We start from the raw sequence: 24,612 nt of genomic DNA on the forward strand, positions 1-24,612 counted from the left end.
ATTTTTGGTTGAAATATCATCAACCAACCTTAACTTATATGAAGGTATCTTTTTTTGTTATTGCCCTTATTTTTAGTCTGAATGCTTTTGCTCAAGCAGATGAACAACCTCAAGGAACGGAGCAAGATGAAAAATTATTAATCGGAGAGCGAGGCCTGAACCGCTTCTTTCTGGATGGATCCTTTGCAGTGGTCGTAAGTAATCAGGTATCCGGAAAAACCAATGAAATAATAGGGGGAGCTACAATCAATTTTAGGATCGGAAACAATTTCTATTTCGGAAAAGGCCTCAAACCTGTTATTTTAAGATTGACCTACTTTCGATCAGGTATCTTGTTCGCTGATCCTTTTGGTTTTTATAATGTTTTTCCTTCCGTCGGCCTTGGAAAACACTTTAACAACAAGGTTAAGAAAGCTAATTCCATTGAACCCATGCTCCATGCGGGAGTTATTGCGGCAGTGGCTGATATTATAAATTACGACTTAGAATTTTACCCCTATTTTTCCGGAGAAGTAAAATTCAATTTCAGAAAATTCGCCTTCGGTATTGAGCTATCTACCAAAAAATTTAAACACTCCGCATCTAACTATTCGCAAGGCTATTATGTAGGATTTAGTTTTGGATTACGTTTCGGAAAAGGGCTGCGTTTTTCTAACTAATCTGTATCTTTCCGCTATGAAATCTGCCCTGGAGATATTGCCCATAGGAACGTACTTTTACTTTCGTAAGGACTCGCTTTATTATTTGTTCCAGCTATTGGAAATTTCCCCGAACCAAATTCTGGTGCAAACGTTCTGGTCCACGACCAATGTTCCTTCCATGGACAGGTTTTACCAATTCGATGTGAAAAGTGCCTGCTCGGAATTTGATGAGCAATTCGATGAACTGATTGAGATCGGAAGAGCAGAAATTACCACGGAGCAACAGAAAGAAATTGCTCAGTTCCTGAAAATTAAAGCCAGCAAAATTGCCCGTGAAGCCGGATTTCTGACGCTTAAAAGAGAAGCATTGGAAGCTTTTGAAAAAGGAGAATACCGGGAAGCCGTACGCCTGTTCTCGTTGGCAGCACCTTATTCCAAGTACGATATCGAACTCTACGAAAAACGCGGACTATCATACCTGCAACTCGGACAGTATTCAGACGCCCTGGCTGATTTCGATTACTACCTCATCCACGATCCGGAGAACGAAATTGTTCGGGCTGCATACCAAAAGGCATTTGCAAAAAATAAGTAGGGCCGAAAAATTTTTCGGCCCTACTTTTACATCCAGTCTTTCGTTACCTTCTTCGCCAGTTTCTTGCGAAATTTTCGCAATACTTTATCGCGTGAGTTGATTCCGCCGATTTTCAGCAAATCCGTATAAACCAATTTTCCATCTCTGTAAAAATGGAATTCGAAGGTTACCGAAACAATGTCTTCTTTGTAGATTGGGAACAGGTTATCTGCTGCGAGGTCTTCTGCCAAAGTCATATTTCCGGTAGAAGGTCTGAAGCGATTGTCAAAACCACGAACCGAAACCAGCATCAGGGTATTGATTCCCTTTGCCTTCAAAAGTTGCGTCAAAGAATCGGTCATTAACACCTGCGGATCTCCTCCGGCTTTCAAAACGTTTAACGAAACGGTGTTCTTGATCTTTGCTCTTGAAAGCACATCCGACACGGCAATTTCCAATGAAAACTGATCCGATTCCTTATCCAGGTGACTAACAACTAACGCATTATTCAGTTTCAAAGGCGGAAATTTTGCCTGTGAAAATCCAAGCAAACAAGCACTTAAAAAAAGGAAACTTAAAAGTGATTTTTTCATAATTAGAATATTTGTTCTGCAATCGTCTTAACGCTTTCAGAGGTTGACATCGTATAATAATGGATTCCGGGCACTTTCGCTTTTTTCAGTTCCTGCGACTGGTGGATTCCCCAGGCAACACCTACTTCAAAAACGTCTTTGTTGCTTTTGCATTTGATCAGGTCTTTGCTCAATTCCTCCGGAAGGTCAATGTGGAATACTTTCGGAAGGAAGGAAATATGGTTCAGCGTGGTGATCGGCTTGATTCCCGGGATAATCGGAACAGTAATCCCGATGGCACGGCAAGCGTCCACAAAATCGAAGTATTTTTGATTGTTGAAGAACATCTGGGTTACGATGTACTCAGCACCTGCATCCACTTTTGCTTTCAGGTATTGCAGGTCGGTGCTCAGGTTCATGGCTTCGAAATGCTTTTCCGGGTAACCGGCCGCACCGATACAGAAATCAGTCGGGGCAAGCTGAATGTCATCCACCAGGTAATTTCCCTTGTTCATTTCGGAAATCTGGTTGATCAGTTCCACCGCGTATTTATGCCCTTCCGGATCCGGTTTGAACGTAGATTCTGTTTTGATAGAATCGCCGCGCAATGCCAATACGTTGTCAATTCCAAGGAACTGCAAGTCGATTAAAGCATTTTCGGTTTCCTCGCGGGAAAATCCGCCGCAAATCAAATGCGGAACGGCATCTACGTAGTATTTGTTCATAATTGCCGCACAAATACCAACCGTTCCCGGTCTTTTGCGGATAGCGATTTTTTCAAGCAATCCTTTTTCGCGTTCTTTGTAGATGAATTCTTCGCGGTGATAGGTTACATTGATGTACTTCGGTTTGAATTCCATTAGGGGGTCAATTCCGTCGTAAATGGATTGAATATTCGCTCCTTTTAGCGGAGGGAGAATTTCAAATGAAAATAGCGTGTCTTTCGCTGCGTTTAAATGATCGATAACTTTCATGCCTTCAGAGAGGATATATTATAATTCGTCGCCAAAGATACATGAAATCTTATCTTAAGTGCCTATTTCACTAAATTTCCCGATTTGCAAATAATGTTAAAAAGAACTTAGTTATGAAACAAAATCGAAATGTGTCCGTTATCTTTGTATACGCTAATATCAGAAGCAAATAAATACTTTGGTACATTATTTGCACTGATTTTAGAGGTTAGTTTTCATAAGTAGTAGTAGTTTAGGTTGGAACAAGAGAGGAGCGCCTGCTTCTCTCTTGTTGTTTTTAGGAACTTCGTGAAAATCCTCTTTCTTTTTTCATTTATTTTTTGCAATTCAATACAATATCTATAAATAGTCGGGTAACAATAAGCATATCAATGTTTTATTGTTTTTCAACCGGGAAAATTACGTCTTTTATCTCCTATAAGATTAGTTAAAAGACGTTAATTCCACCATCTTCATGTACCAAACGGCAAAAACATGCGTTAGTAGAAGTATAAGTAGTAGTAGTTAGGTTTAGTTAGGTAGCGTGTGAAGAGAGATCTTATTTCCGGTCTCTCTTCTTCTTTTTATGAAAGTTGGTTTCGACTCCGCTCAGCCAACTTTCGCTTTCTAGATTAAAGGATACTGAATCCTCAAGATTCGGGAAAGTCTATTCCTTCACCAAAGCACCGGACAAATCCACCAAATACGATTCATTATTTCCCAGGTTTTCCCAAACGAGTTTGATTCGCTTTGTGTTGATATAATCCACCCGGTAAGCAATTCCCAGGTTTTCAAAGAAATGTGCATCCAGTTCCTTAAACGGAAGTTCGCCGAACTGAGCGTTGGCAGGAACCTTATTTCCCGGCAAAACAAACAGGTATTCCCCGATGTTGATCTTCCACTCCGAAAGGGTTTCTGCAGCTACATAGGATGTGTAGACCGGTTCTTTTTTATTGTTCTGAAAAACCACGATCAACACCATCCGGTCCGTTTCATTGTGTAGTTCCACGGCAATCTCCCCGGTTTTTTTGTCCAGGTCCTTCGTTTTGATGTAGGGTTTCCCGTAGGGTTTCCCCTGCGTGAAGAATTTGGTAAACGGAACGGAATCGTTATTCCCCCAGTTTTGGTACAGCTTGTTGAACAATTCATTGCTCCACTCGCGTTTCTGAACGAGGTCAATTCCAACGAAAGGCAGATTGGAATCCAATTGCGCATCATTGACCATGCGCTCTTCGCTTTTAATTTCCGTGATCAGTGAATCGAGCTTGAGACGTTCTTCCTTACTGAATTCCATGTAAGCCGTTTTTTCCTGCAATAGATCTGTTTCCGGATCGGCTTCCACAAAGAACAGCGCTATAATTCCCGCAACACACAGCAATAGAATCGCGATAATCAGGCTCAGACGCAGCCACGAAACACGCGTAGATTCCACCACGATTTTCCCTCGTTTTACATCTGTTCCGAAATTGCTCAGCTGCTTTCTGTGTTCGTCCGTGAATTTGATCTCCAGTAATTTATTAGTGAGATACATCAGGAAACGGGTGGAACTTTTCGGGTGATAGGCCAAACTCATGAAGAATTCCAGTAATTGAGTCTTTACGCGGTAATGGTTTACATTCAACAAGTCCAGAGCCGTGATCATGTTCTGATTCAGGAATGAATCGATCAAACGGTGCAAATCCGTGTCCTTTCGCGCTTTATTGATTGCCAGGCTCAGTTCTTCCTTTTGTTTGAAGATCCAGTCCGATAAGGAATCCTGCACCAGATTCTGCTGATAATCCGGCAGCAGCACGGAATAACTCATGAAGAAATGGACATTCTTTACAGAAACGGAAGAAAACTGTGCAGTGAAAATCGGGAATAAGTACAATTCGAGAAAGACTTTGTATTCTCCGAAAAGCGCATGTTCCTGCAGTTTAGAGGAATCCACGAACAACTCTGAAAAAGTTCCTTTTTGCAGCGTATGGAACAGGCTGCTGTTTTCTTCGGTCCAAGACGCAAAAATGACTCCTTTCGGATTCGAACAAATGCTCAAAAACTGTACTTCATCCAATTCGGATGCGTCCGGAAAAAGTCTTTTAAATGTTTGCAGGAACTCTTCCTTCTGATCTTCAGAAACCGGGAATTGCAAGTTCGGATTTTCCTTTTTTACAGCACCTAATGGGAGATACTTCATGTTGTCTGATTGATGGATTGAAAGTACTACTTTTTCAGGAATTAAACCTTCCTCCTGGAAGCTAATCTTATTCAAGATATTGGAAATCAATTTATTTTCCATTAGATTTAATTTTGAAAACTACTGTACTATGAAACAACTGTTCCTTTTGATTCTTTTGGTAAGTTCCACCGCATGGGGACAAACCTGGAGTGACAACACCGCAGCGATTGTCTATAATAAATGTGCATCCTGTCATCATCCCGGAGGAATTGCTCCTTTTTCGCTGATGAGTTATGCAGAAGTAAGCCCGATGGCTGTTGCTATTCAGGATGCAATTTCGAATGACGAAATGCCACCCTGGCCGCCTAATGAGAATTATCAGCAATACAGTCATTCCCGCGCCCTGAGTGCAACCGATAAAAGCACCATGCTTAGCTGGCTTGCAAATGGCGCTCCGGAAGGAAATCCGGCTAATGCACCTGCCCCTCCGGTATTTAATTCGGGAAGTATTTTAGGAAACGGTGACCTGATGCTGCAAATTCCTGTATATCAAAGTAAAGCTCAGGGCGGACAAGATGATTATGTTTGTTTCAGCTTGCCTACCGGGTTAACACAGAACCGCTATGTCCGTGCCATGGAAATCGTTCCGGGAAACCGGGAAATCGTGCACCATGCACTGATCTACATAGACCCAACCGGATCTTACCAGGGCGATACTGTCGGTGGTAATTGCGGCGGCCCTCCTCAAAGCTCCACCATGATCGGAGGCTATACTCCGGGATCTTCCCCGCTGATTTTCCCTTCTGCCAGCGGATTCAAACTCGGAATGTCAATTCCGGCAAACAGCAATCTTGTATTTGCGATGCATTACCCGGAAGGTAGTTACGGGCAGTTCGACAGCACCAAAGTAATTCTGCACTTTTACCCACCAGGGGAAACCGGTATCCGGGAGGTGTATGCTGCTCCGGTCTTGCAAAACTGGTCACTTTCCATTCCGCCCAATCAAATAACATCCTTTACGGCACACTACCCTTCCTCAGGCGGGGTTCCGACTAATTATAGTGTTTTAAGTGTCTTCCCACACATGCACCTGCTGGGAAAAAGCATTCGTGCTTACGCAGTAACTCCCACCAACGATACCGTTAAATTTGCAGATATTCCGCACTGGGATTTCCATTGGCAGGATTTTTATTTCTTCAAATTCCTGCAGAAGGTCCCAACAGGATCAGTCATGAAAGGAGAGGCAATCTATGATAACACCATCAATAATGAGCACAATCCGAGCAATCCGCCTGTTTGGGTTTTTGCTGGAGAAAGCACCACGGATGAAATGTTCCTGGTTTACTTCCACTTTTTGCAATACCAACCCGGCGATGAGCTGATCGATCTTGAAAGTTTGCTTTCTTTGGGTACACAAGAATTGATCTCAGACGACGACTGGAAAATTTACCCGGTTCCCTTCACGGAAAGTATTTCCATCAAACCCAACCAATTGAAAACAGGAGATCTCGTTTCCGTAGCTATTTATGATTACCAGGGAAGACTTGTCCGGACATTATGCGATAAACAAACCATCCAACCGTTGTTTAGCGGGTTTGAATGGGATGGGAAGTCTGATAACGGAACTGATGTCGTGTCCGGAACTTATTTTATTTCAATGAATTGCAACGGATTAACAAGTTCCCATCCGATTATTAAACGGTAGTGATCAGCGCTTGAGTATTTCAAGCGCTTTTTGCACTTCTTTATCGTAAGACGCAACTATGAAGAAATAACCTTCTTCAATAAACAGCTGACGGGCAATTTCTGCTTTCATCACCTGTTTGATCAATCCTTCGCTACGTTTATAATCTCTTGCGTCGTAAGGGATCTTCAATTTTTCCCCTTCCGCGATCAACTTTTGCAAAAGTGGTTTCGGCGTCTCGAATGTTTGGGTAAATTCCTGCACGGATGCCCATTCGGTTCGTTTATTCGCCACAAAATCAAAAGCAACCTGCTGGAATGCCCCGGAATAACGCAATGTCAAATAATAAATCGTGGAATTGGATGTATCCAGCGGAACAAAAATATCCGGGCTGATTCCCCCGCCGTCGTAAACAGTTCTTCCTTTCAGGGTCTTGAATTTATTCGCATTCTTGAAAACGGTGGAATCCGGTGTGAAATATTCTCCGTTGTCTCTTCGTTTTTCATTGCTGTGGTAATAATCCTCGTAGCTCTCTCCGAAAGGTTTCTGGATACAACGCCCGGAAGGAGTATAATAACGTGCGATCGTCAATCTCAGGTCACTTTTGTCAGACAGGGAGAAATCCTGCTGCACCAATCCTTTTCCGAAAGATCTTCTTCCGATGATCATTCCGCGGTCGTTGTCCTGGATAGCACCGGCTACAATCTCGGAAGCGGATGCAGAATTTTCGTTGATCAGCACCACCAATTCCGTTTTTTCGAGCAATCCGCCGGCTCTTGCATAGCGGGTCGTATTCAGGAACTTCTTCCCTTTGATCATCACAATTTTCTGACCTTCCGGTAAAAATTCGTCGGCAATTTTAACCGCCCCGTCCAACACTCCTCCTCCGTTGTCACGCAAATCGAAGATCAGTTTTTTCATTCCTTCGGCTTTCAATTTGCGGGCAGCCAAAAAGAATTCCTGCGCGCTTGTTACCGAGAAATTGTCCAGGCGGATATAGCCGGTGTTTTTGTCCAGCATCTGTGCACATACGATAGATGGAATCGGAATCACTCCGCGAACGATCGTTTTCTCGATTTTCTTTTTATCGCGGTAAAGCTGGATTTTCACTTTTGTATTCGGTTCGCCTTTCAGCTTGCCCATTACATCATCGTTTTTGATCTTTTTGCGTGCAACGTTCTTTCCGTCGATCATCAAAATCTTATCTCCGGCCAAAACTCCGGAACCAAAAGAAGGTGAATTCGGAATGACATTCGTGACACACAAGGTATCGCGGATAATTGCAAAGCGGATTCCGATCCCACCGAATTTCCCGTCGATTTGCTCATTCATTGCCTGCAAATCTTCATACGGAATGTAATTCGAATGCGGGTCCAGTTCGTGAAGCATATCCGTGATCGTTTTTTCAAACAACTTCTTACTTTCGATCGAATCTACGTATTCACGGTCGAGCAGGGTGATAATTTCCTGCATTTTGGAATAATTCCCGGAAACGGGCTGCTGGGCAGGTTGATTTAATTTGGATCCGAGCAACAAACCGATGGCCAGAAAAACCATCAGCAGGATCGGATAAACAAAGGCATATTTTCTATTCATTTGGATCTGGGATATGGACCACTTCAACACCGGCGCTTTTTAAGAAATCAACGCCCATAGTGTCTTTATATTCCGTCATGTAAACAACTCTTTTGATTCCGGCCTGGAGCACCAGTTTGCTGCAATCCTTGCACGGTGATAAGGTGATGAATAAAGTTGCACCGCTGCAATCGTTTGTAGAACGCGCCACTTTTAAGATCGCATTTGCTTCTGCATGCAATACATACCATTCGGTTTCGCCCTGCTGATTTTCGCAGCAATTGGGAAAACCGGCCGGTGTTCCGTTATAGCCGTCAGAAATAATTCGCCCGTCGCGCACGATCAGCGCACCTACTTTTTTTCGTTCACAATGCGACAGTTCCGCCCAGGTTTGAGCCATTCTCAAATAGGCTTTATCGTAACGCAGTCTTTTTTCTTCTGTTATTTCTCTGTCAAGTTCTACAACCATGTTGCAAAGATAGGATTAATCAGGTAAGGTAAATTTATATCCGACTCCGCGGATCGAATGAAAAAATTGCGGATTCCTGGGATCTTCCTCAAACAATTTCCGGAAGCTAAGGATGTAATTATCAATGGTTCTTCCCGTCGGGAACTGATCGTTTGTCCACAAGGTATTCAGGATTTCGTCGCGGGAAACTACTTCATCCTTTCGGGAAAAGAACAGCTGAATAAGCTCCATTTCGCGCTTGCTTAATTCCTGCTTCTCTCCCGAAACCAGGCTTTCCACTTCGAATGAAGCAGGCAGAACGCGGTAATTCCCGATTTTTATCTCGGAAGGAATGTGAACCTGTTTTTTATTCGGCTGAACCAAAACCGAACAGCGCAAAATGAATTCTTCCAGGTCAAAAGGTTTGGGCAAATAATCATTCGCTCCCAATTTCAATCCGGCAATCCGGTCGATGGTATTTCCTTTGGCAGAAATAAAAATAATCGGAACAGAAGATACCTCCCGGAAAGCACGGCAAATATCCAACCCGCTTACTTCCGGAAGCATCACGTCTAAAATCACCAGGTCGTAATTATCCAATTGATTTTTCATCGAAAGCGCATCTCTTCCGTTGTTCACAGTCGTCACGGAATAGCCCTCCAATTCCAGGTTAAATTGAATAATTTCGAGCAAACTCTGCTCATCTTCGATGACTAGAACTTTATTCATTCGACAAACTTCTATAAAAAAGCGTTTTCAAGTTGGTATCTTGTGTTAAAAGAGTGTAATTTTGAGAAAACTACACATAAATATAAGCACAATGCTAAAATATCTTTTAATGCTCGGCATATTCCTGTCGCTAGGTACGGCATTAAATGCACAGGTCAGTGAGGGCGGAATTCCGGTAGGGTTACAGAAAGTGGCTACTAGCGGTGTTGCTCCGTTCCAATACGCTCCTGCTGTTTATGTACTTGGCAAGCCGAATGTGATCGCTGCCAAAAACGAAGATGCGGCAAACGATTCGAAAGGTGCTTATCGTGTGGGACTGAATGTTCCCGTTTCCATTTCCATGACGAATTCCGGAAGCTGGACTTTATTACCCGACGGAACAAAGGTCTGGAGACTGGTTATTTCCGGAAAAGGGGCGCTTGCCCTCGGGTTGTATTTCTCGGAAGCAGTTCAAATCCCGGCAGGCGGAAAATTATTTGCATATAACGAAAACGGAAGACAAATACTGGGCGCTTACACTTCCGCAACGGATGATTTCCAGGCAATGGAAATGGTTCAGGGCGAAAACATGTACCTGGAATACAGCTCTCCGTCATGGGTGCAGGAACCTCCTGTTTTTTCTATCAATGAAGTAGTTTATTTCTACCGCGGCGTGGAAGAACACGTGGATGCCTTTGTTTCCCCGGAACAATCTCATGAAAAAGCCGGAAATTGTGAAGTAGACGTGGCTTGTTCGGAAGGAAATACCTGGACGAACCAGATCAAATCGGTTGTTCATTACACCTTTAACGACGGAACAGGAACTTACGTGTGCTCTGCTTCTACAATCAACAATACGGCAAACGACTGTAAACCTTATATTCTGACAGCCTGGCATTGCGGTGAGCGGGTAGCCGGACAATCCATTGCGACATGGGTTTGGTACTGGAAATACCAGAAAACAACCTGTTCCGCAGGCTCCGGAAACTACACAGACCCTTCCAAAGGTTCCAAAACAATGACCGGCGGAACTGTAAGAGCATCCGCAGGAAACGGAACGCTGAATAATCCTCCGGGATCTTACGAAGTCGCCGGATCTGATTTTTACCTGGTCGAACTGAGTTCCCAGCCTCCTTCTTCCTACGACGTTTATTATGCCGGTTGGGACAGAACCAATTATGCATCAACGAGCGGTGTGGGAATCCATCATCCGGCGGGAAGTGCGAAGAAAATCTCTACTTACACGGAAGATTTGGATTCCGAAACATATAATGGCGGGGCTTCCAATGCGCATTGGAAAGTTTACTGGGCCGCGACCACTAATGGTCACGGTGTTACAGAAGGCGGATCTTCCGGTTCCCCCATTTTTAATTCGGCAGGAAAAATTGTCGGACAACTTTCAGGCGGCCGTTCTGCTTGTTCAAACAGCGGACAAACCGGTCCGGATATGCCCGATTTATACGGTAAATTTTCTTACGACTGGGACCAAAACGGCTCTACGGCGAATGCACAGTTAAAACCATGGCTGGACCCAATCAGTACCGGCGCCACGTCCCTGAACGGAACATCCGCACCGTGTGTCGTTACCAGTTTGCCTGTTGCGGAATTTGTTGCCAATCCTACAACCGTAAGTGTGGGCGGAACTTCCCAATTAACAGATCAGTCAACCGGAATTCCAACAAGCTGGTCGTGGGTAATCACTCCTGCAACAGGTTGGGCTTTTACCGGAGGAACAACTGCCAATTCCCAAAATCCGCAAGTGACTTTTATCACTGCAGGATCCTATACGGTGGAACTGACTGTTTCCAATTCAGCAGGATCGGACTCAGAACTTAAAACGGATTACATCTATGTAACCACAGCAACATCTCCGTGTACAGCCACATCTTCTTACTGCGACGAATTTATTCAACGCGTAATCCTGGAAACCATCGACAATGAAAGCGAATGCACCAATTACACCGATTATAATTTAGGAGCTTCATTAATCAAAGGTGAGGCTTACGACATCACGATCATTCCTCAAATCACGGGAGGCCCTCCGGGAAGTGCTTATACCGGTGACGAAATTGCTGCATGGATCGATTTTAACGGCGATTTTGATTTCGATGATGTCAATGAACGGATCGCTTTCGTATCCATCGTTGCAGGATCTTCCCTGGTTTTCAATTTTACCGTTCCTTCCAATGCAGTTACCGGTGTGGTTAAAATGCGTACGCGCATTGTCTTCAACCCGTCACAGGGAGGCGAAGGCCCGATTCAGCCATGCGGGAATACGAATTACGGGGAGGTGGAAGACTACAACATCATGCTTTCCAACCCGCTGGGGCTGGAACAAAATCACCTGGATGCGGTTTCCATTTACCCGAATCCGGCACTGGATGAAGTGAAGATCGATTTTTCGGGTATCGTTGGTGAAAACCTTTCTCTCGAATTGCTGGACATGACCGGAAAAATAATCCGCGCGCAGCACACTATTTCAGGAAGCGTTGCCGTTTTTGATTTGAGCAGCATTGCAAAAGGAAGTTATCAAATCCGTATTTCCGACGGAACTATTCAGCGCATTGCCCGCATCGTAAAATTGTAGTTTGAAGAAACCAAAAGTTATCGTCAGTGTGATCAATGATTTGAATACCGATCAGCGTGTTCACAAGGTTTGTTCATTCATCGAAAATCAAGGATACGATGTACTGCTGGTTGGCCGGAAACTCAAGTCCAGTCAGGAAATGGAATGCCGCAATTACCGCACCAAACGGTTTAGCATGTACTACGAAAAAGGCGCTTTATTTTACGCCTGGTTCAACTTTCGCTTGTTTTGGTTTTTGCTTTTTCGTTCTTCAGACATATTGGTTTCGAACGATCTCGACACCTTACTTCCGAATTACCTCGTTTCAAAATTGAAAGGCAAGAAACTGGTATACGATTCCCACGAATATTTCACGGAAGTTCCCGAGTTGATCAGCCGGCCCAAAGTAAAAGCGGTTTGGGAGCGGATTGAACGTTTCATTTTCCCGAAGCTTAACTATGTGAGCACGGTCAATCAATCCATCGCTGAAAAATACCGGGAGAAATACGGCGTTTCACTGAAAGTAGTCCGCAATGTTTCACCTCTTTGGAATCCGTCGCATATTCGCTCTAAAAAAGAATTGGGAATTCCGGAAGGGAAGCATATTTTGATCATGCAGGGAGCAGGATTGAATGTCGACAGGGGCGTTGAAGAAGCCATCCGGATGATGCCTTTCTTAGATAATGCAGTATTAATTATTGTGGGTCACGGCGACATTATCCCGGAAATGAAACAGCTGGTAGAGCGGGAAAACTGGCAGGAAAAAGTTTTGTTTTTCGGAAAACGTCCTTATGCGGAATTGCTTCAGTTCACGCAGCAGGCCGACCTGGGTTTGAGCTTTGATCAGCCCACCAATCCGAATTATTTGTTTTCACTGCCCAATAAGATTTTCGATTACATCCATACTTCCACTCCGATCATCTGCTCCGACCTGGTGGAAGTTTCAAAGCTCGTAAAGGGTTATGCTGTTGGGGAAATCGTCACGGATTTTGCTCCTGAACACCTTGCCCGGCAAATCCAGGCGGTTTTGAATAATCCCGGATTGATGGAGCAGTGGAAAAACAACTGTAAAATTGCTGCATTGAAAGAAAATTGGGAAGTAGAAGTACAGCAGCTCAACGAATTCTATCCGAAAGTCCATGCATAAAAAAATCCATGTTGTTTCTTTTGACGTTCCGCTTCCGCCCGATTACGGCGGTGTGCTGGATGTATTCCTCAGAGCTAAGGGATTAAAGGAACTGGGATATTACGTGATCCTTCATTGCTACGAATACGGGCGTGGGAGAAATCATGATTTTTCGGAGATTGCAGATGAGATTTACTATTACGACCGTATAAACGGGATAAAATCGGTTTTTTCAAATCTCCCTTACATTGTAAAAAGCAGGAATTCGGAAGAGTTGCTCAAACGCTTGCTTGCAAACGATGCTCCTGTTTTACTGGAAGGACAGCACTGCACGTTTTGGGCTCAGGAATTGGCTAAAAACAACCGGAAAGTGGCTATTCGCATGCACAACATCGAGTGGCAGTATTACCGCGACCTGGCACAGGATGCAAAAACTACTTCCGAGCGTTTGTTCTTCAGCCTGGAATCGCGTAAACTGAAAAAACAGGAACGGAAGCTGAAGGATATTTCGCTTTTGTGTATCTCGGAAAGCGACCGGGATTATTACCGGGGACTTGGTTTTCACGCATCGTATTTACCGGTAACCATCAACTCCGATTTGGTTTTAGAACCATTGGAATCAGAACCTTTTGGATTATACCACGGGAATCTGTCCGTACCGGAAAACATAGAAGCAGTCAACAAACTGATACAGGAAAACCAACGGGAGAAAATAGAACTTCCTATTGTTATTGCCGGGAAAAACCCAGGCGTAGCACTTGTAAAGAAAATCGAGGCACAGGGCTGGCTCTGCATTGCCAATCCAGGCGATCAGGAACTAAATGACCTGATGAGAAGCTGTTCGCTGCACTTGTTGATCGGCTTCAAATCCAGCGGGATCAAATTGAAAGTAATCCGTGCACTGCTCACCGGCCTGACGTGCATTTCCACCAAAGAAATGACCGGAACAAGTGGCCTGGAAAAACACTGTGAGATCTGGGATCCCGTTTTGCCTTTAGCTGGAAAAATCAAGCAGGTATTATCGATCAATCATACCTCTGAAAACCGCTTAGAGGAACTGGAAGACGAGTTCGGAATTGAAAAGTTGAAAGTTGCTCTCCAGGAAATCGGATTTTAAATACTTTGTTGCAGTTTAAGCGTTGTAGCTGCCAAAAATCCTGCTTTGTCCTTTTTTACTTCTTTCAAGAAGGCTTGATGTTGCCCGGAAAGTTCAAAATACTTTTCTCCCCAAAGGTAAATTTCCATTAAAACCGGTAAAAGGTCTATTCCTTTTTGTGTGAGTTTGTAAAGCACTTTCGATTTGCTTTCAGGGTGTCCGGATTTACTGATAATTCCTGTTTCTTCCAACGTTTCCAATCTCGAAGCCAGGATATTCGTGGCTATTTTTTCCTCCGATTTCAGGAAATCACCATACGTACAGCTTTTGGCATACATCAAATCACGGATAATCAATAACGACCACTTATCGCCCCATAAATCCAACGAACTGCTAACCGGGCAGCCCGATCTTTTTTTGATTTCTTTCATAAAATTTAATTCACTTGCATTTTGCAAGTAATATTTTATACATTTGCACTTGCAAAATGCAAGCAAAGTTACAACATCCAAATTATTAATACTAAAACAACTGGTAATGAAAACTAATTTTTCTTCGTCTGAAACAAATTACACGACAATCAACAACTGGAAAATTGCATACAGACAATTCGGGCAGGGAACACCCATCCTATTCTTCAACCGTTTTCGCGGGATTCTCGATACCTGGGACCCTTTGTTCTTAGATTCTTTGGCTGTCAATTACAGCATCGTATTATTTGACTATCCGGGAATCGGCGATTCGGAAGGAGAACTTTCTGCAAACCTGGAAGAAGTTGCCTCAATCGGAATTCAATTGATGGATGAATTGAGTTATGAATCCTTTCACGTTGCCGGCTGGTCTTACGGAGGATTGGTTGCCCAGGCAGCGTTGTTCTTAAACAAAGACCGGGTGAAAAAAGGCGTATTCATCGGAACGAATCCTCCCGGAAACAACGAAGTTCCGTTTGAGCCCAGCTTTTTTGAGCATGCCCTGAAACCAACCAATGATTTGGAAGATGAAACGGTCATTTTCTTTGAACCCAAGTCAGCAGCTAGTCGTGCTGCAGCCAAAGCTTCCCACGAACGCATCTCCAAACGGCTGGACCGTGCTAAAATTCCTGCGACGCAAGAGCAGTTTCAAAAATACTTCGGCGGCTCTGCTTACATGAAAGCCGATGCGCAACAGTTCAGAGAGCAGTATAAAACCATTGAAAATCCTGTTTTGGTTATTTCTTCCGATCATGACAACAGCTTTGCCGTTGAGAATTGGTTCCCGCTTTTAAGAAATGCACCGACCATGCAGCATATTATTATCAACGACACGGGACACGGATTGCAGCATCAGCACCCGGAACTGGTTGCCGGTTACATGCACCTTTTTCTTTCAAAATAGTTTCACTAAAAACACAACAACATGATTTTAACAACACAAAAAATCAGCGCTCATTATTGGAAAGTGATTATCAATAATCCGCCTATCAACCTGTTCGGACCCGAGTTTTCTTTGGAACTCATGGACCTGATGGATGAACTGGAAGCCAACGAAGAATTGAAAGTAGTCGTTTTCGAAAGTGCCAATCCGGATTTTTTCATTGCACACCTGGATGTTTTGGGCGCTTCCAATTTCCCGAAAGGCGAAGGAAAAACCGGGCTTTCCAAATCCTGGCCGGATATTGCCAAACGGTTTGAACAAGCACCTTTTGCAAGCATCGCCTCCATCAGAGGAAGAGCAAGAGGATTGGGAAGCGAATTCGCACAAGCTATGGACATGCGTTTTGCAAGCAAGGAAAAAGCCCTGTTTGCGCAGGTAGAAATCGGGATCGGGGCATTTCCGGGCGGCGGCGGAATGGAACGTTTACACCTGCTTACCGGCAAAGCAAGAGCTTTGGAAATTTTATTGAGCGGAAATGATTACGATGCGGAAACTGCTGCTGCTTACGGTTGGGTAAACCGCGCCATTGCAGATGCCGACTTAGACACATTCGTAGATAACCTGGCGCGGAAAATTGCTTCCTTTGACAAGAAAGTGATCGCTACCATTAAATCCATTATCAACGAACGGGCGGTAAATCCGAAGAACGAACACATCATGGAAACCCAAACCCGCTTTTTTGAAACACTGGCTCAACCGGAAGCCGGTGCAAGATTAAAAAACCTGTTTGAAAAAGGATTGCAGCAACACGGCGATCTGGAATTAAACCTGGGAAGCAGAATTTAATAGCGATTCCACCTCATAAAAAATCCCGGTCCTGTGCTTACGGATCGGGATTTTTTAGTTGAAATATTAGAGCAAATCTGCTTTGGTGGCAGCAATTTTTCCGCCCCGGAAGGTTAGATCAAACATGCCTCCGATTCTTCCGCCCGGAAATTCGCCGGTAAATTCCACTTCCAGGTGAACTTCATCTGAGGATATCGTTTCCAGCTTCACCAGCCGGGTTTGGGTTTTGTAACCGATGAAGTACTCCTCAAAATAGTTCCGGATTCCGGAATGTCCTTTGAAAACATGCCCGACCGACGGATCATCCAGTACGGCATCCGTGTGCCAGAAGTCTAAAAATGCAGATGTGTCAAATGCGTTGGCCGCTTTCAGCCAATCCGCTATAAATTGTTCGCTATTCATGTGCTTAATTAAATGATTGTTTGAATGCAATCGGGGTGAGATTCGTTTTCTTCTTGAAGATCTTATTGAACGATTGCGGGTGTTCAAAACCCAATTGATATGCGATTTCGGAAACGGATAGGTTAGTGGTCGTTAAGTATTCCTTCGCTTTTTCGATCAATTTTTCATGAATGTGCTGCTGCGCATTTTGACCGGTTAGCGACCGGAGCAGATCGCTCAGATAACGAGGCGAAACCGCCAATTCTCCGGCAAGGTATTCTACCGTAGGAAGTCCGCTTTTCAACGGTTCCTGGCTGTCGAAATACGTATCCAACAACTGTTCCATGCGCACGAGAATATCCTCGTTCATTGCCTTTCGTGTAATGAATTGCCGGCTGTAAAACCGGTTGCTGTAATTGAGCAACACTTCAATTTGGGAAACCAACAGATCCTGGCTGAAATGATCGATCGAATGGTTGAGTTCTTCTTTGATTCCTTCAAATACCGCTGAGATTGTCTGCCTTTCTTTTTCCGATAAATGCAACGCTTCATTAGCCGCGTAAGAGAAAAAACCATAGGTTTTCATTTTGGCTGCAAGCGGGTAATTGCGGAGCAAATCCGGATGAACCAATAGCGTATACCCCGAATAATCTTTTTCCTCCTCCGAACCTGAAATGACTTGATTGGGAGAGAAAAATGACAAGCCGCCTTCATCAAAATCATAATAATTCTGGCCGTATTTGATTTTTCCTGTCAGGTTTTTCTTGTACGAGATTTTGTAAAAACCAAGCAACAGCGATTGAGGTAACTCATCGGCCGGAGTTTGGATATCTGCATAATCGACCAGGCTCACCAAGGGATGCAGCGGTTTCGGAAAGCCCAGTGCTTTGTGCAATTCCGAAATGGAATGGAATTTTTCCGGGGTTTTATCCGCTTTTTTCATCGCCACAAAGGTATTAAATGTGAAAAGGATTTTCGAGATGAAGTGCTTCCCGCAAATCCTTTCTAAAGTTTTCGCTTCCTTTTTCTTGTCGTTGTTGTGCGGTTCTTACGGCATCAATCCCAGCCAAATAGCGCAATTGATCTTTCCCATCCGTTGCTGCTTCAAAAACAACTGCTGCAATTTCGTCCACTTCATTGAATCGGAAAAGGGATTCATTTTGAATCAATGCACCCATCGAATCATTCAAAATCCGGTATTCCTCATGTGTGACAAACTGCGCCGCGTTCACAAAATTGCTCTTGATTCCGCCCGGAGCAACGGTTTTGATCCCGATATTGAACAAAGCCAAATCGTACGAAATGCTTTCGCTGAAACCTTCCAGCGCCCATTTGGTAGCATTGTACACACTCGACATCGGACAGGAAGAATAGCCGAAAATGGAAGTTGTTGTGATAAACAATCCGCTTCTTTGCTTTTTGAAATAAGGAATGAAGGCTTTCGTCATCCGGATTACTCCTGTGAGATTGGTTTCGATTTGCTGCACGATCTGTGCGTCGGAAGCGTGTTCCAACGGTCCTGCCAAACCATAACCCGCATTATTGAAAACGACATCTATTTCTTGTTTCGAAGTGATTTCTGCAACGGCTTTGGTAATCTGTTCCGGGTTGGTAACATCCAGCGCAAGCAAAGTCACGTTTTCGAGGGTTGAAAGTTCGGTTTCCTTTTCAGGATTGCGCATCGTCGCAATGACGTTCCAGCCTTTCGACTGGAATAATTTGGCCGTTGCCTTTCCCAATCCGGCAGATGCACCCGTAATTAAAATTGTTTTCTGCATTTGAAATGTGTTTGATTATCTGATGCAAAGATCAATCGTAACAGCCGGGCGCATGTTGCCAAAATGAGTTGGATTGTAGCCAAAATGACCTCACCGCTTGGCCGCTTTTTCAAAGATCGCGTCAAAGTCCTTCGTATCTAAAAACGCGGTCACTTTCACGATTTTTCCTTTGTCCAGCTGCATGAACCAGGCGTAACTCACGTTGTAAGGATCACCGTTGAAAGCTGTTGCTTTTCCGTCCCAAATGACGATGACGGTATTTCCGTCTGCGTAGATTTCGCGCACTGTTGGCACAATTTTCTGAGTAAGCAATTCGTTCAGTGGAACAATGACCTCGTCCAGCAATTGCTGTTTGGAAGTATAAGTTTTAGACAAGGCCGCACTTCCTGAAATGGTCCAGCTGGCATCTTCGGCAAGCAGGTCGAAAAAGCTACCTGTTCCTGCAGCCCAGCGATCGAAACCGTCGCGGATGAGTTGTTTGTTTGCTGCTTCGGTTTGACTAAATGCATTCATTCCAAACAAACTAAAAAGAGTAAATGCTGTGAGTTTAAACGTTTTCATGATTTCCCCGATTTAGTTGTTTGAAAAACCGGATGCAAGCGTCATATATTTCATGCGCTCGATTTCGGCTTGCATATCCAGCAATTTTGCAACCACGCGGTTGTAAGCATCTTCGCCCAACATTAAGCGCAGCGGCGGATTTTCCATTTCGGAGATCTCGAAAATGTACTCGGCCGCCTTTTCCGGGTTACCGATTTGTTTACCATTGTTTGCGTGAAGCATGTTTTTGAAGTTGCCCGCCGTGGCGTCGTAATCTGCAATGGTAGTTTGCGCTACAGCCAGCGAGTTATCTAAAAAATTGGTGCGGAATGCTCCGGGTTCAATCAGCGTGACTTTGATTCCCAAATCTTTCACTTCGTAATACAAAGCTTCTGAAAATCCCTCAACCGCATATTTGGAAGCATTGTAAATCCCGAATCCCGGTGTGCTCGCTAATCCTGCAACGGAAGAGAAATTGATGATGTGCCCGTTTCGTGCCTGGCGCATAAAAGGCAATACGCAGCGCGTCATACGCAAAGCAGCTTCTACATTGATCGCAAGCACTTTTTGGATCTCTGCTTCGCTTGCTTCTTCGATGGCTCCGGCAAATCCGAACCCGGCATTGTTGATCAACAGATCAATTTTTCCGTATTTCTCCGCTACATAAGCTACTGCGTTTCGAACGGCGTCTTCGTTGGTCAAATCCAAATCTATGACTTCCAGTTGCGGATGATTTTTCAATGTTGCATCAAACTTTTTCGCGTCGCGTGTAGTTGCAATGACTTGCTGGTCTTTCGACAACAGGTATTTTACCGTTGCCAGGCCAATTCCTTGTGAGGCTCCTGTGATGAGCCATGTTTTTCTATTTTCCATGATTGTTATTTTTGATTTGAATTCTGACAGCATTGAAGATCTGTGAACTTTTATCTGGTTACACCAAAGACAGGTTTTTAAAGTGTATCCGGCCCTTTGCGTTCTTTGTTTCTCTGCGGTTTATAAATAGGATCTTATTTTAACCGCAAAGAGTGAAAGAGCGCAAAGATTTAGAGATTACCAGTATTAAGTAACTTCTTCCTCTTTTGTCAAGGTTTTGCTTTTTATACTTATTGTTTGTACTCAACTGCGGTTCTTTCGCTGTAGATTTTCCAAAACAAGTCTGCTAAAACATCCGGCGAATGCGTGGCGCTGTCGGGAGTAATGAAACCTGCAACGGTTAGCAAGCCAACGTAAATTCCGTCGTCTTTCAAACGTTCATGCAACTGGTAAGCGAGGCTTCTGATTCCTGCTTTTCCAATAGATAATGAGCCGTAGGAAGGATGCGGATTGATGGCCAAACCACCACCGGTTATAAGAAATGCGCCCTGCTTTTGTTTCAATCCGTCGTGAGTTGCCTGCAAAGCGTGTAAGGCATTGGCCACGTTGATTGTGAATTCTTGCGTAAGACTTTCCGATGTTTCTTCCAGGATGTCTTTTTCTTTCAGAACTGCTGCGTTGTAAAGCACTACATCGAACCCATCGTTCCAGTTGCATAATTCGCGGATGGCTTTTCCCAGTTCTTCCGTGTTCCCGGCATCTGCCAGGGCGTAATCCACCTGGATTCCTTTCGAGTTAAGGTGTTCTTTCAATCGTTCCAGGTTTCCCCTGTTGCGGCTGATCAGGTTAATGGCGAATCCTTCGGCTGCGAACTTCTCCGCAACTCCCCGGCTTAGCCCTTGACCTGCTCCGATAATTAATACTGATTTTTTCATTTCACTCATTTTTTAATTTTAAATCCCGACATTCATCGTCGGGGTAATTTGATACAACAAAGTTCCGGATAAAGCGGTGCCTGCTTCATAGCGATTGCAAAGCACGGATTATGAATATCAAAGATTGGGAAGTAGAAACCAACTTAACGGTGAGAGTGGTTATTTTTATGAACCGCTAAGAGAAGAAGAGCGCAAAGAGTTTTTCCTTAATGAAGGATTGAGAAAGTAGATGTAATGGAAGAACTTTATTACCAAAGAAAAGTCTCCCCAATTAACAGGAAGACTTCAATATATCTCATTATTCTTTCTACAAGAACCCGGTGATCAATTATTCTCTGCGTCCTTCTTTTCTTTGCGGTGAAAAATAAAAAGTGGTGTATTGACAGAGATCTCTGCGTTAAAAACTTCGTCTGAATTCAGCCGGTGTGAAACCGGTATTCTTTTTAAAGAACTGGCTAAAGTTGGGCTGCTCGGCAAAACCAACGCTGTAGCTGATGTCCTGTAAACTCCAGTCGGTTTGAACCAGCAAAGCTTTGGCTTCGTCCAAAATCCGGTTACGGATATGTGTGCTGGCATTTTGGCCGGTATGTTTCTTTAGAACTGCATTCAAGTAATTCGGGTGCATTTGCAGGTCGTTTGCAAATTCTTTAGCGGTTTTGATCCGGATCGGATTGGCATAATTGATCCCGGAAGTTTCTCTCTCCAGCAGATCGAAGAATTGGTGAATGTTCGAGTAGTCTTCCGTTACCTCATCGGGTTTCGGGAAACGCGCCACTTTCATGCTTTCCACCATCAGCAGCTGCAAGAAAGCCTGCATGGAATCTTCCCGGAATTCGCTGGTCTCGTCCTGCTCTTCTTCCTGCATTTTTTCAAAGTACTGGCTGATGCGCGGGACTTCGCTTTCCGTCAAACGGATCACGCTTTTGCTTTTGTCCGAAAATAACCCATACTTGTCAATAATAGCTTTCAGCTGTAAATGCTTGCTGATAAAAGACTTTTTGAAGAGCACGTAAAAGCCTCCGGACTCTTCCGAGAGGTTTTTCCAGGAAATAATATCGTTCGGATGAATGAACAACAGTGTCGGCTCATCGATGTAATAGGTGTTCAGGCCCATAGTGAAAACACCGGTTCCTTTTGTGATCAACAAAGCTTTGTAAAATTCCCTTCTGTTTGGCGACAAATAATTCCGGCATTCGTGCTGCTCGCGGTTAAACACCCGGATGGCCCAGTCTTCAAAGAATTCGCGAAAAACCGGGATCATATCCGGCAAATCCCGGAGGGTGTTGATTTCCTTGCTGTCAAGAGTTTCTCTGATCATCTGCATACTGATTGGCATTATAAAATTAAACTTTTCGGAATTAAATTCAAACGGACGACCCATTTGCCGTCCGTTTAGAAAGTTGACTGCCTGCCAATTAGATTTGGTTTTCCCAGGCTTTCAATTGGTGTTCTTTCAACATGTCTTCCACGAATTGCGGAACCACGTTTCTGAATTTACCGGTATCGGAAGGTACAATCTCGATCATGGCATCGATCATTTCCTGCGGATCCAATCTTCCTTCAGGTGTTCCTAACAAGGAGTCGAAATTGGCTTTCATATCGGCACGTTTGGTGAAGTTTTTCTCATCGTCCAACCAACGGAAAGCGTTCTCAGCCATTGTTTCGTTGAAACCTGTCAGGTATGCTCCCGGATTGATTGTCTGGATCTGGATTCCGTATACTTTCAACTCATCTGCCAATGCTTCTGCGATTGCTTCCAGCGCGTGTTTGGTTGAAACGTAAATCCCGTAACCGGAAGGTGTGAACAAACCACCCATGGAAGAAGTGAAAACGATTTTTCCTTTTTTACCTTCTTTGATCCATTTGGAACTGAAGCCCTGAGCCAGTTCAAGCGGTGCAAACACATTGGTTTCGTAATTTCCGCGCACCAAATCCAATGGAATTTCGAATGCCGGTCCGCTTTCACCGATTCCTGCGTTGCTGAAGAACACATCGATATCCAGTTTCAAGGCATTTCTTACATCGTACTTATCCAGGATATCCAGTTTGATCACTTCGATGTTGTCCTGAAGTCCGAGTTCTGCTACTTTTTGACGCATACTTGTCAATTGCGGCGCGATTTGCACTCCTGCGATTACTTTGTGGCCCAATTTAGCCAAACCGATTGCTGTTCCTTCTCCAAATCCGGAAGCTGCTCCGGTGATTAAAATTGTTTTTGTTTTCATGATACTTAATTTTTGATTGTTTATTTATTTGTTATTAGTCATCTGCCGAAGCAGACATTTTTTGATTGTTTACTTGTTTTTTATAGCTGGCTTCCAGCCGTTGCGATTTCAAAATCCTGGTCCGGACTTCCACCTGAAACTCCGATGTAGGCTACGATTTGATTTCCTTCCGTGACCGGAACCCCGCCTTTAAATCCTACGAGTCCGCCATTCGTGTTCACCATTCCATAAGTGCCGTTTGCCGGGTTTAAGAATTCGCCTACAGATTCGGAATTCATTCTAAAAAGCATCGCTGTTTTTGCTTTTCCCATCGCGATATCGATTGATCCGAGGTAGGCATCATCCATTCTTACGAATGCTTTCAGGTAACCTGTTGTGTCCAAAATGGCGATGTTTGCATTGACCCCCAATTCGTTTGCTTTATTCACCGCTTTCTCGAGTGATGCAAAAGCTTGTTTTTGTGTTGTTTCCATGTTCATTTTCTTTTTGTGAATTTCTATGACACAAAGGTGCAGCGTTTGCAGGCGGGGCATTATACGGATAACACAGGCTTTATTATGAAAATCAAAGATGCCGGCAGAAAAGTTCGATTTTGCCCTCTTTTCAGGCTTATTTCATGAGTTTGTACAAAAATCAGGTGATCAATTTACCACAGATGCACAGATTATTTGTGGCGCTTACCAGACGCCACTCGAGTGAGTGCGGTAGCCGAGCTAAAATCTGTGCATCTTGGGAAAGACAAAAAGATGCCTGCTAGCAGGCGCTTTTCATACTTATATAAGTTTATTCCACAAAAAAACTCCGGCATCAGATGCCGGAGTTCCTTCTGTAACTCGTTTTTATATAAGATCCTTATAACTTGATCTCTGTAGCGGCTTTGATGATCACATCGGCAACCGCCTTTGGCTGTGAAATGAAAACGACATGGCTTCCTTTTATTTCGGTGATCTTTGTATTGGATCTTTTGTACATGTTTCGCTCAATTTCAGGTGCGATCGATTTATCCTCTGTAGCCACAATCCCGTAAGCAGGTTTTGTTTTCCAGGCAGCATTGCTTACCGTTGCAGTGAGCGTACTTACATGAAGTGCACCCTGGGATGCGTACATAAAATCGGCGTCTTTCTTACTCAGGTCCGCACAAAACCCAGCGTGGTATTTTGCCTGGTCGTAATAAACGATTCCTTTGTCGTTCGGAGGCAATACACCGTTTTCAGGAGCCGGCGGAGCAGTTTGCAACCATTGAAGGGCGGTTTCTCCTTTGTCGGGCTGAAGTGCGGCAACATATACCAGGCCGGCTGCTTTCGGATGATTTCCGGCTTCGGTAATCACCACGCCTCCCCAGGAATGGCCAACCAGAATCGCGGGGCCATCCTGCATATCCAAAGCATTCAGGGTTGCAGTCACATCGTCTTCAAGCGATGTTAAGGGATTTTGAACGACTGTGACATGATACCCTTTTGCGGTTAATACTTCGTAGAGATTCTTCCAGCCTGAACCGTCAGCAAAAGCTCCGTGAACCAGTACCACATTTTTGATACCTGCGGGTGTTGTTTGTGCATTAGCGCTTGTAAATCCGATGAAAAGGAATGCTATTGCCAACAGGAAATAACGATTTAATTGTGTCTTTAAAGTTTTCATGT

At 44.0% G+C, this 24,612-nt stretch carries 25 protein-coding genes; 8 read left to right on the plus strand and 17 right to left on the minus strand.

Going from position 1 to position 24,612, the window contains the following annotated elements:
- Positions 1 to 38: 38 nt before the first annotated feature.
- Both ABDW02_RS12470 and ABDW02_RS12475 read left to right on the plus strand, forming a co-directional pair.
- Positions 39 to 659 carry a hypothetical protein gene (locus tag ABDW02_RS12470; RefSeq protein ID WP_343634888.1) on the plus strand — a complete coding sequence of 207 codons (621 nt, stop codon included), beginning with the start codon at positions 39 to 41 and terminating at the stop codon, positions 657 to 659.
- Positions 660 to 675: 16 nt separating this feature from the next.
- A complete protein-coding gene (locus tag ABDW02_RS12475; protein ID WP_343634889.1) occupies positions 676 to 1,236 on the plus strand; it encodes a tetratricopeptide repeat protein in 561 nt (186 codons plus the stop codon).
- Positions 1,237 to 1,262: 26 nt separating this feature from the next.
- On the opposite strand, the gene ABDW02_RS12480 is transcribed toward ABDW02_RS12475, so the two are convergent.
- The 3 genes from ABDW02_RS12480 to ABDW02_RS12490 all read right to left on the minus strand — a co-directional run bounded on the left by ABDW02_RS12480 (position 1,263) and on the right by ABDW02_RS12490 (position 5,018).
- Positions 1,263 to 1,808: a hypothetical protein gene (locus ABDW02_RS12480; protein WP_343634890.1), complete on the minus strand. Its 546-nt coding sequence runs from the start codon at positions 1,806 to 1,808 to the stop codon at positions 1,263 to 1,265.
- 2 nt (positions 1,809 to 1,810) lie between these two features.
- Positions 1,811 to 2,761: a methylenetetrahydrofolate reductase [NAD(P)H] gene (metF, locus tag ABDW02_RS12485; protein WP_343634891.1), complete on the minus strand. Its 951-nt coding sequence runs from the start codon at positions 2,759 to 2,761 to the stop codon at positions 1,811 to 1,813.
- Between the two features lie 646 nt (positions 2,762 to 3,407).
- Complete coding sequence (locus ABDW02_RS12490; RefSeq protein ID WP_343634892.1) at positions 3,408 to 5,018, minus strand: hypothetical protein; 1,611 nt, start codon at positions 5,016 to 5,018, stop codon at positions 3,408 to 3,410.
- Between the two features lie 28 nt (positions 5,019 to 5,046).
- Between ABDW02_RS12490 and ABDW02_RS12495 the strand changes: the two genes are divergently transcribed.
- Entirely contained in the window at positions 5,047 to 6,603 is a 1,557-nt protein-coding gene (locus ABDW02_RS12495) for a FlgD immunoglobulin-like domain containing protein (protein ID WP_343634893.1), read from the plus strand.
- 3 nt (positions 6,604 to 6,606) lie between these two features.
- Here the strand turns inward: ABDW02_RS12495 and ABDW02_RS12500 are convergent, their stop codons facing one another.
- Genes ABDW02_RS12500 through ABDW02_RS12510 form a run of 3 tightly spaced genes read right to left on the minus strand, consistent with a single transcriptional unit; the run spans position 6,607 to position 9,334 of the window.
- Positions 6,607 to 8,178: a S41 family peptidase gene (locus tag ABDW02_RS12500; protein ID WP_343634894.1), complete on the minus strand. Its 1,572-nt coding sequence runs from the start codon at positions 8,176 to 8,178 to the stop codon at positions 6,607 to 6,609.
- Positions 8,171 to 8,626 carry a dCMP deaminase family protein gene (locus ABDW02_RS12505; protein ID WP_343634895.1) on the minus strand — a complete coding sequence of 152 codons (456 nt, stop codon included), beginning with the start codon at positions 8,624 to 8,626 and terminating at the stop codon, positions 8,171 to 8,173. Before ABDW02_RS12505 ends, ABDW02_RS12500 begins: the two co-directional genes overlap by 8 nt.
- 15 nt (positions 8,627 to 8,641) lie before the next feature.
- A complete protein-coding gene (locus tag ABDW02_RS12510) occupies positions 8,642 to 9,334 on the minus strand; it encodes a response regulator transcription factor (RefSeq protein WP_343634896.1) in 693 nt (230 codons plus the stop codon).
- 109 nt (positions 9,335 to 9,443) lie between these two features.
- Here ABDW02_RS12510 and ABDW02_RS12515 point away from each other — a divergent pair, with 109 nt between their 5' ends.
- From ABDW02_RS12515 to ABDW02_RS12525, 3 genes are read left to right on the plus strand one after another with little or no spacing between them, the layout of a single operon-like run.
- On the plus strand, positions 9,444 to 11,900 hold the full coding sequence (locus tag ABDW02_RS12515) for a GEVED domain-containing protein (protein WP_343634897.1): 2,457 nt from the start codon (positions 9,444 to 9,446) through the stop codon (positions 11,898 to 11,900).
- Position 11,901: 1 nt separating this feature from the next.
- Positions 11,902 to 13,026 carry a glycosyltransferase family 4 protein gene (locus ABDW02_RS12520; protein ID WP_343634898.1) on the plus strand — a complete coding sequence of 375 codons (1,125 nt, stop codon included), beginning with the start codon at positions 11,902 to 11,904 and terminating at the stop codon, positions 13,024 to 13,026.
- Entirely contained in the window at positions 13,019 to 14,122 is a 1,104-nt protein-coding gene (locus ABDW02_RS12525; protein ID WP_343634899.1) for a hypothetical protein, read from the plus strand. The genes ABDW02_RS12520 and ABDW02_RS12525 overlap by 8 nt, the downstream gene beginning before the upstream one ends.
- Here ABDW02_RS12525 and ABDW02_RS12530 read toward each other — a convergent pair.
- A complete protein-coding gene (locus tag ABDW02_RS12530; protein ID WP_343634900.1) occupies positions 14,119 to 14,532 on the minus strand; it encodes a helix-turn-helix domain-containing protein in 414 nt (137 codons plus the stop codon). The genes ABDW02_RS12525 and ABDW02_RS12530 overlap by 4 nt on opposite strands.
- A 106-nt stretch (positions 14,533 to 14,638) precedes the next feature.
- Between ABDW02_RS12530 and ABDW02_RS12535 the strand changes: the two genes are divergently transcribed.
- A complete protein-coding gene (locus ABDW02_RS12535) occupies positions 14,639 to 15,475 on the plus strand; it encodes an alpha/beta hydrolase (protein ID WP_343634901.1) in 837 nt (278 codons plus the stop codon).
- Between the two features lie 21 nt (positions 15,476 to 15,496).
- Positions 15,497 to 16,300 carry an enoyl-CoA hydratase/isomerase family protein gene (locus ABDW02_RS12540; RefSeq protein ID WP_343634902.1) on the plus strand — a complete coding sequence of 268 codons (804 nt, stop codon included), beginning with the start codon at positions 15,497 to 15,499 and terminating at the stop codon, positions 16,298 to 16,300.
- 66 nt (positions 16,301 to 16,366) lie between these two features.
- Here ABDW02_RS12540 and ABDW02_RS12545 read toward each other — a convergent pair whose 3' ends face one another.
- The 10 genes from ABDW02_RS12545 to ABDW02_RS12590 all read right to left on the minus strand — a co-directional run bounded on the left by ABDW02_RS12545 (position 16,367) and on the right by ABDW02_RS12590 (position 24,610).
- Positions 16,367 to 16,702 carry a nuclear transport factor 2 family protein gene (locus ABDW02_RS12545; protein WP_343634903.1) on the minus strand — a complete coding sequence of 112 codons (336 nt, stop codon included), beginning with the start codon at positions 16,700 to 16,702 and terminating at the stop codon, positions 16,367 to 16,369.
- A gap of 4 nt (positions 16,703 to 16,706) precedes the next feature.
- Positions 16,707 to 17,624, minus strand: a complete 918-nt coding sequence (locus ABDW02_RS12550; RefSeq protein WP_343634904.1) for a helix-turn-helix transcriptional regulator — start codon at positions 17,622 to 17,624, stop codon at positions 16,707 to 16,709.
- 13 nt (positions 17,625 to 17,637) lie between these two features.
- The gene (locus tag ABDW02_RS12555) at positions 17,638 to 18,459 is read right to left on the minus strand and encodes an SDR family oxidoreductase (RefSeq protein WP_343634905.1); all 822 of its coding nucleotides are present in this window, start codon (positions 18,457 to 18,459) and stop codon (positions 17,638 to 17,640) included.
- 90 nt (positions 18,460 to 18,549) lie between these two features.
- A complete protein-coding gene (locus tag ABDW02_RS12560) occupies positions 18,550 to 19,020 on the minus strand; it encodes a nuclear transport factor 2 family protein (protein WP_343634906.1) in 471 nt (156 codons plus the stop codon).
- Between the two features lie 12 nt (positions 19,021 to 19,032).
- Complete coding sequence (locus ABDW02_RS12565) at positions 19,033 to 19,872, minus strand: oxidoreductase (RefSeq protein WP_343634907.1); 840 nt, start codon at positions 19,870 to 19,872, stop codon at positions 19,033 to 19,035.
- A gap of 230 nt (positions 19,873 to 20,102) precedes the next feature.
- The gene (locus ABDW02_RS12570; RefSeq protein WP_343634908.1) at positions 20,103 to 20,747 is read right to left on the minus strand and encodes an SDR family NAD(P)-dependent oxidoreductase; all 645 of its coding nucleotides are present in this window, start codon (positions 20,745 to 20,747) and stop codon (positions 20,103 to 20,105) included.
- 397 nt (positions 20,748 to 21,144) lie between these two features.
- The gene (locus ABDW02_RS12575) at positions 21,145 to 22,065 is read right to left on the minus strand and encodes an AraC family transcriptional regulator (protein WP_343634909.1); all 921 of its coding nucleotides are present in this window, start codon (positions 22,063 to 22,065) and stop codon (positions 21,145 to 21,147) included.
- Between the two features lie 97 nt (positions 22,066 to 22,162).
- Positions 22,163 to 22,972 (minus strand): SDR family oxidoreductase, encoded by an 810-nt coding sequence (locus ABDW02_RS12580; RefSeq protein ID WP_343634910.1) that lies wholly within the window; start codon positions 22,970 to 22,972, stop codon positions 22,163 to 22,165.
- An 80-nt stretch (positions 22,973 to 23,052) separates the two neighbouring features.
- A complete protein-coding gene (locus tag ABDW02_RS12585; protein ID WP_343634911.1) occupies positions 23,053 to 23,445 on the minus strand; it encodes a heme-binding protein in 393 nt (130 codons plus the stop codon).
- 379 nt (positions 23,446 to 23,824) lie between these two features.
- On the minus strand, positions 23,825 to 24,610 hold the full coding sequence (locus ABDW02_RS12590) for an alpha/beta hydrolase (RefSeq protein WP_343634912.1): 786 nt from the start codon (positions 24,608 to 24,610) through the stop codon (positions 23,825 to 23,827).
- Positions 24,611 to 24,612: the final 2 nt, after the last annotated feature.

Origin of the sequence: Fluviicola sp. (assembly GCF_039596395.1) — a bacterium.
Classification (GTDB): Bacteria; Bacteroidota; Bacteroidia; order Flavobacteriales_D; family Crocinitomicaceae; genus Fluviicola.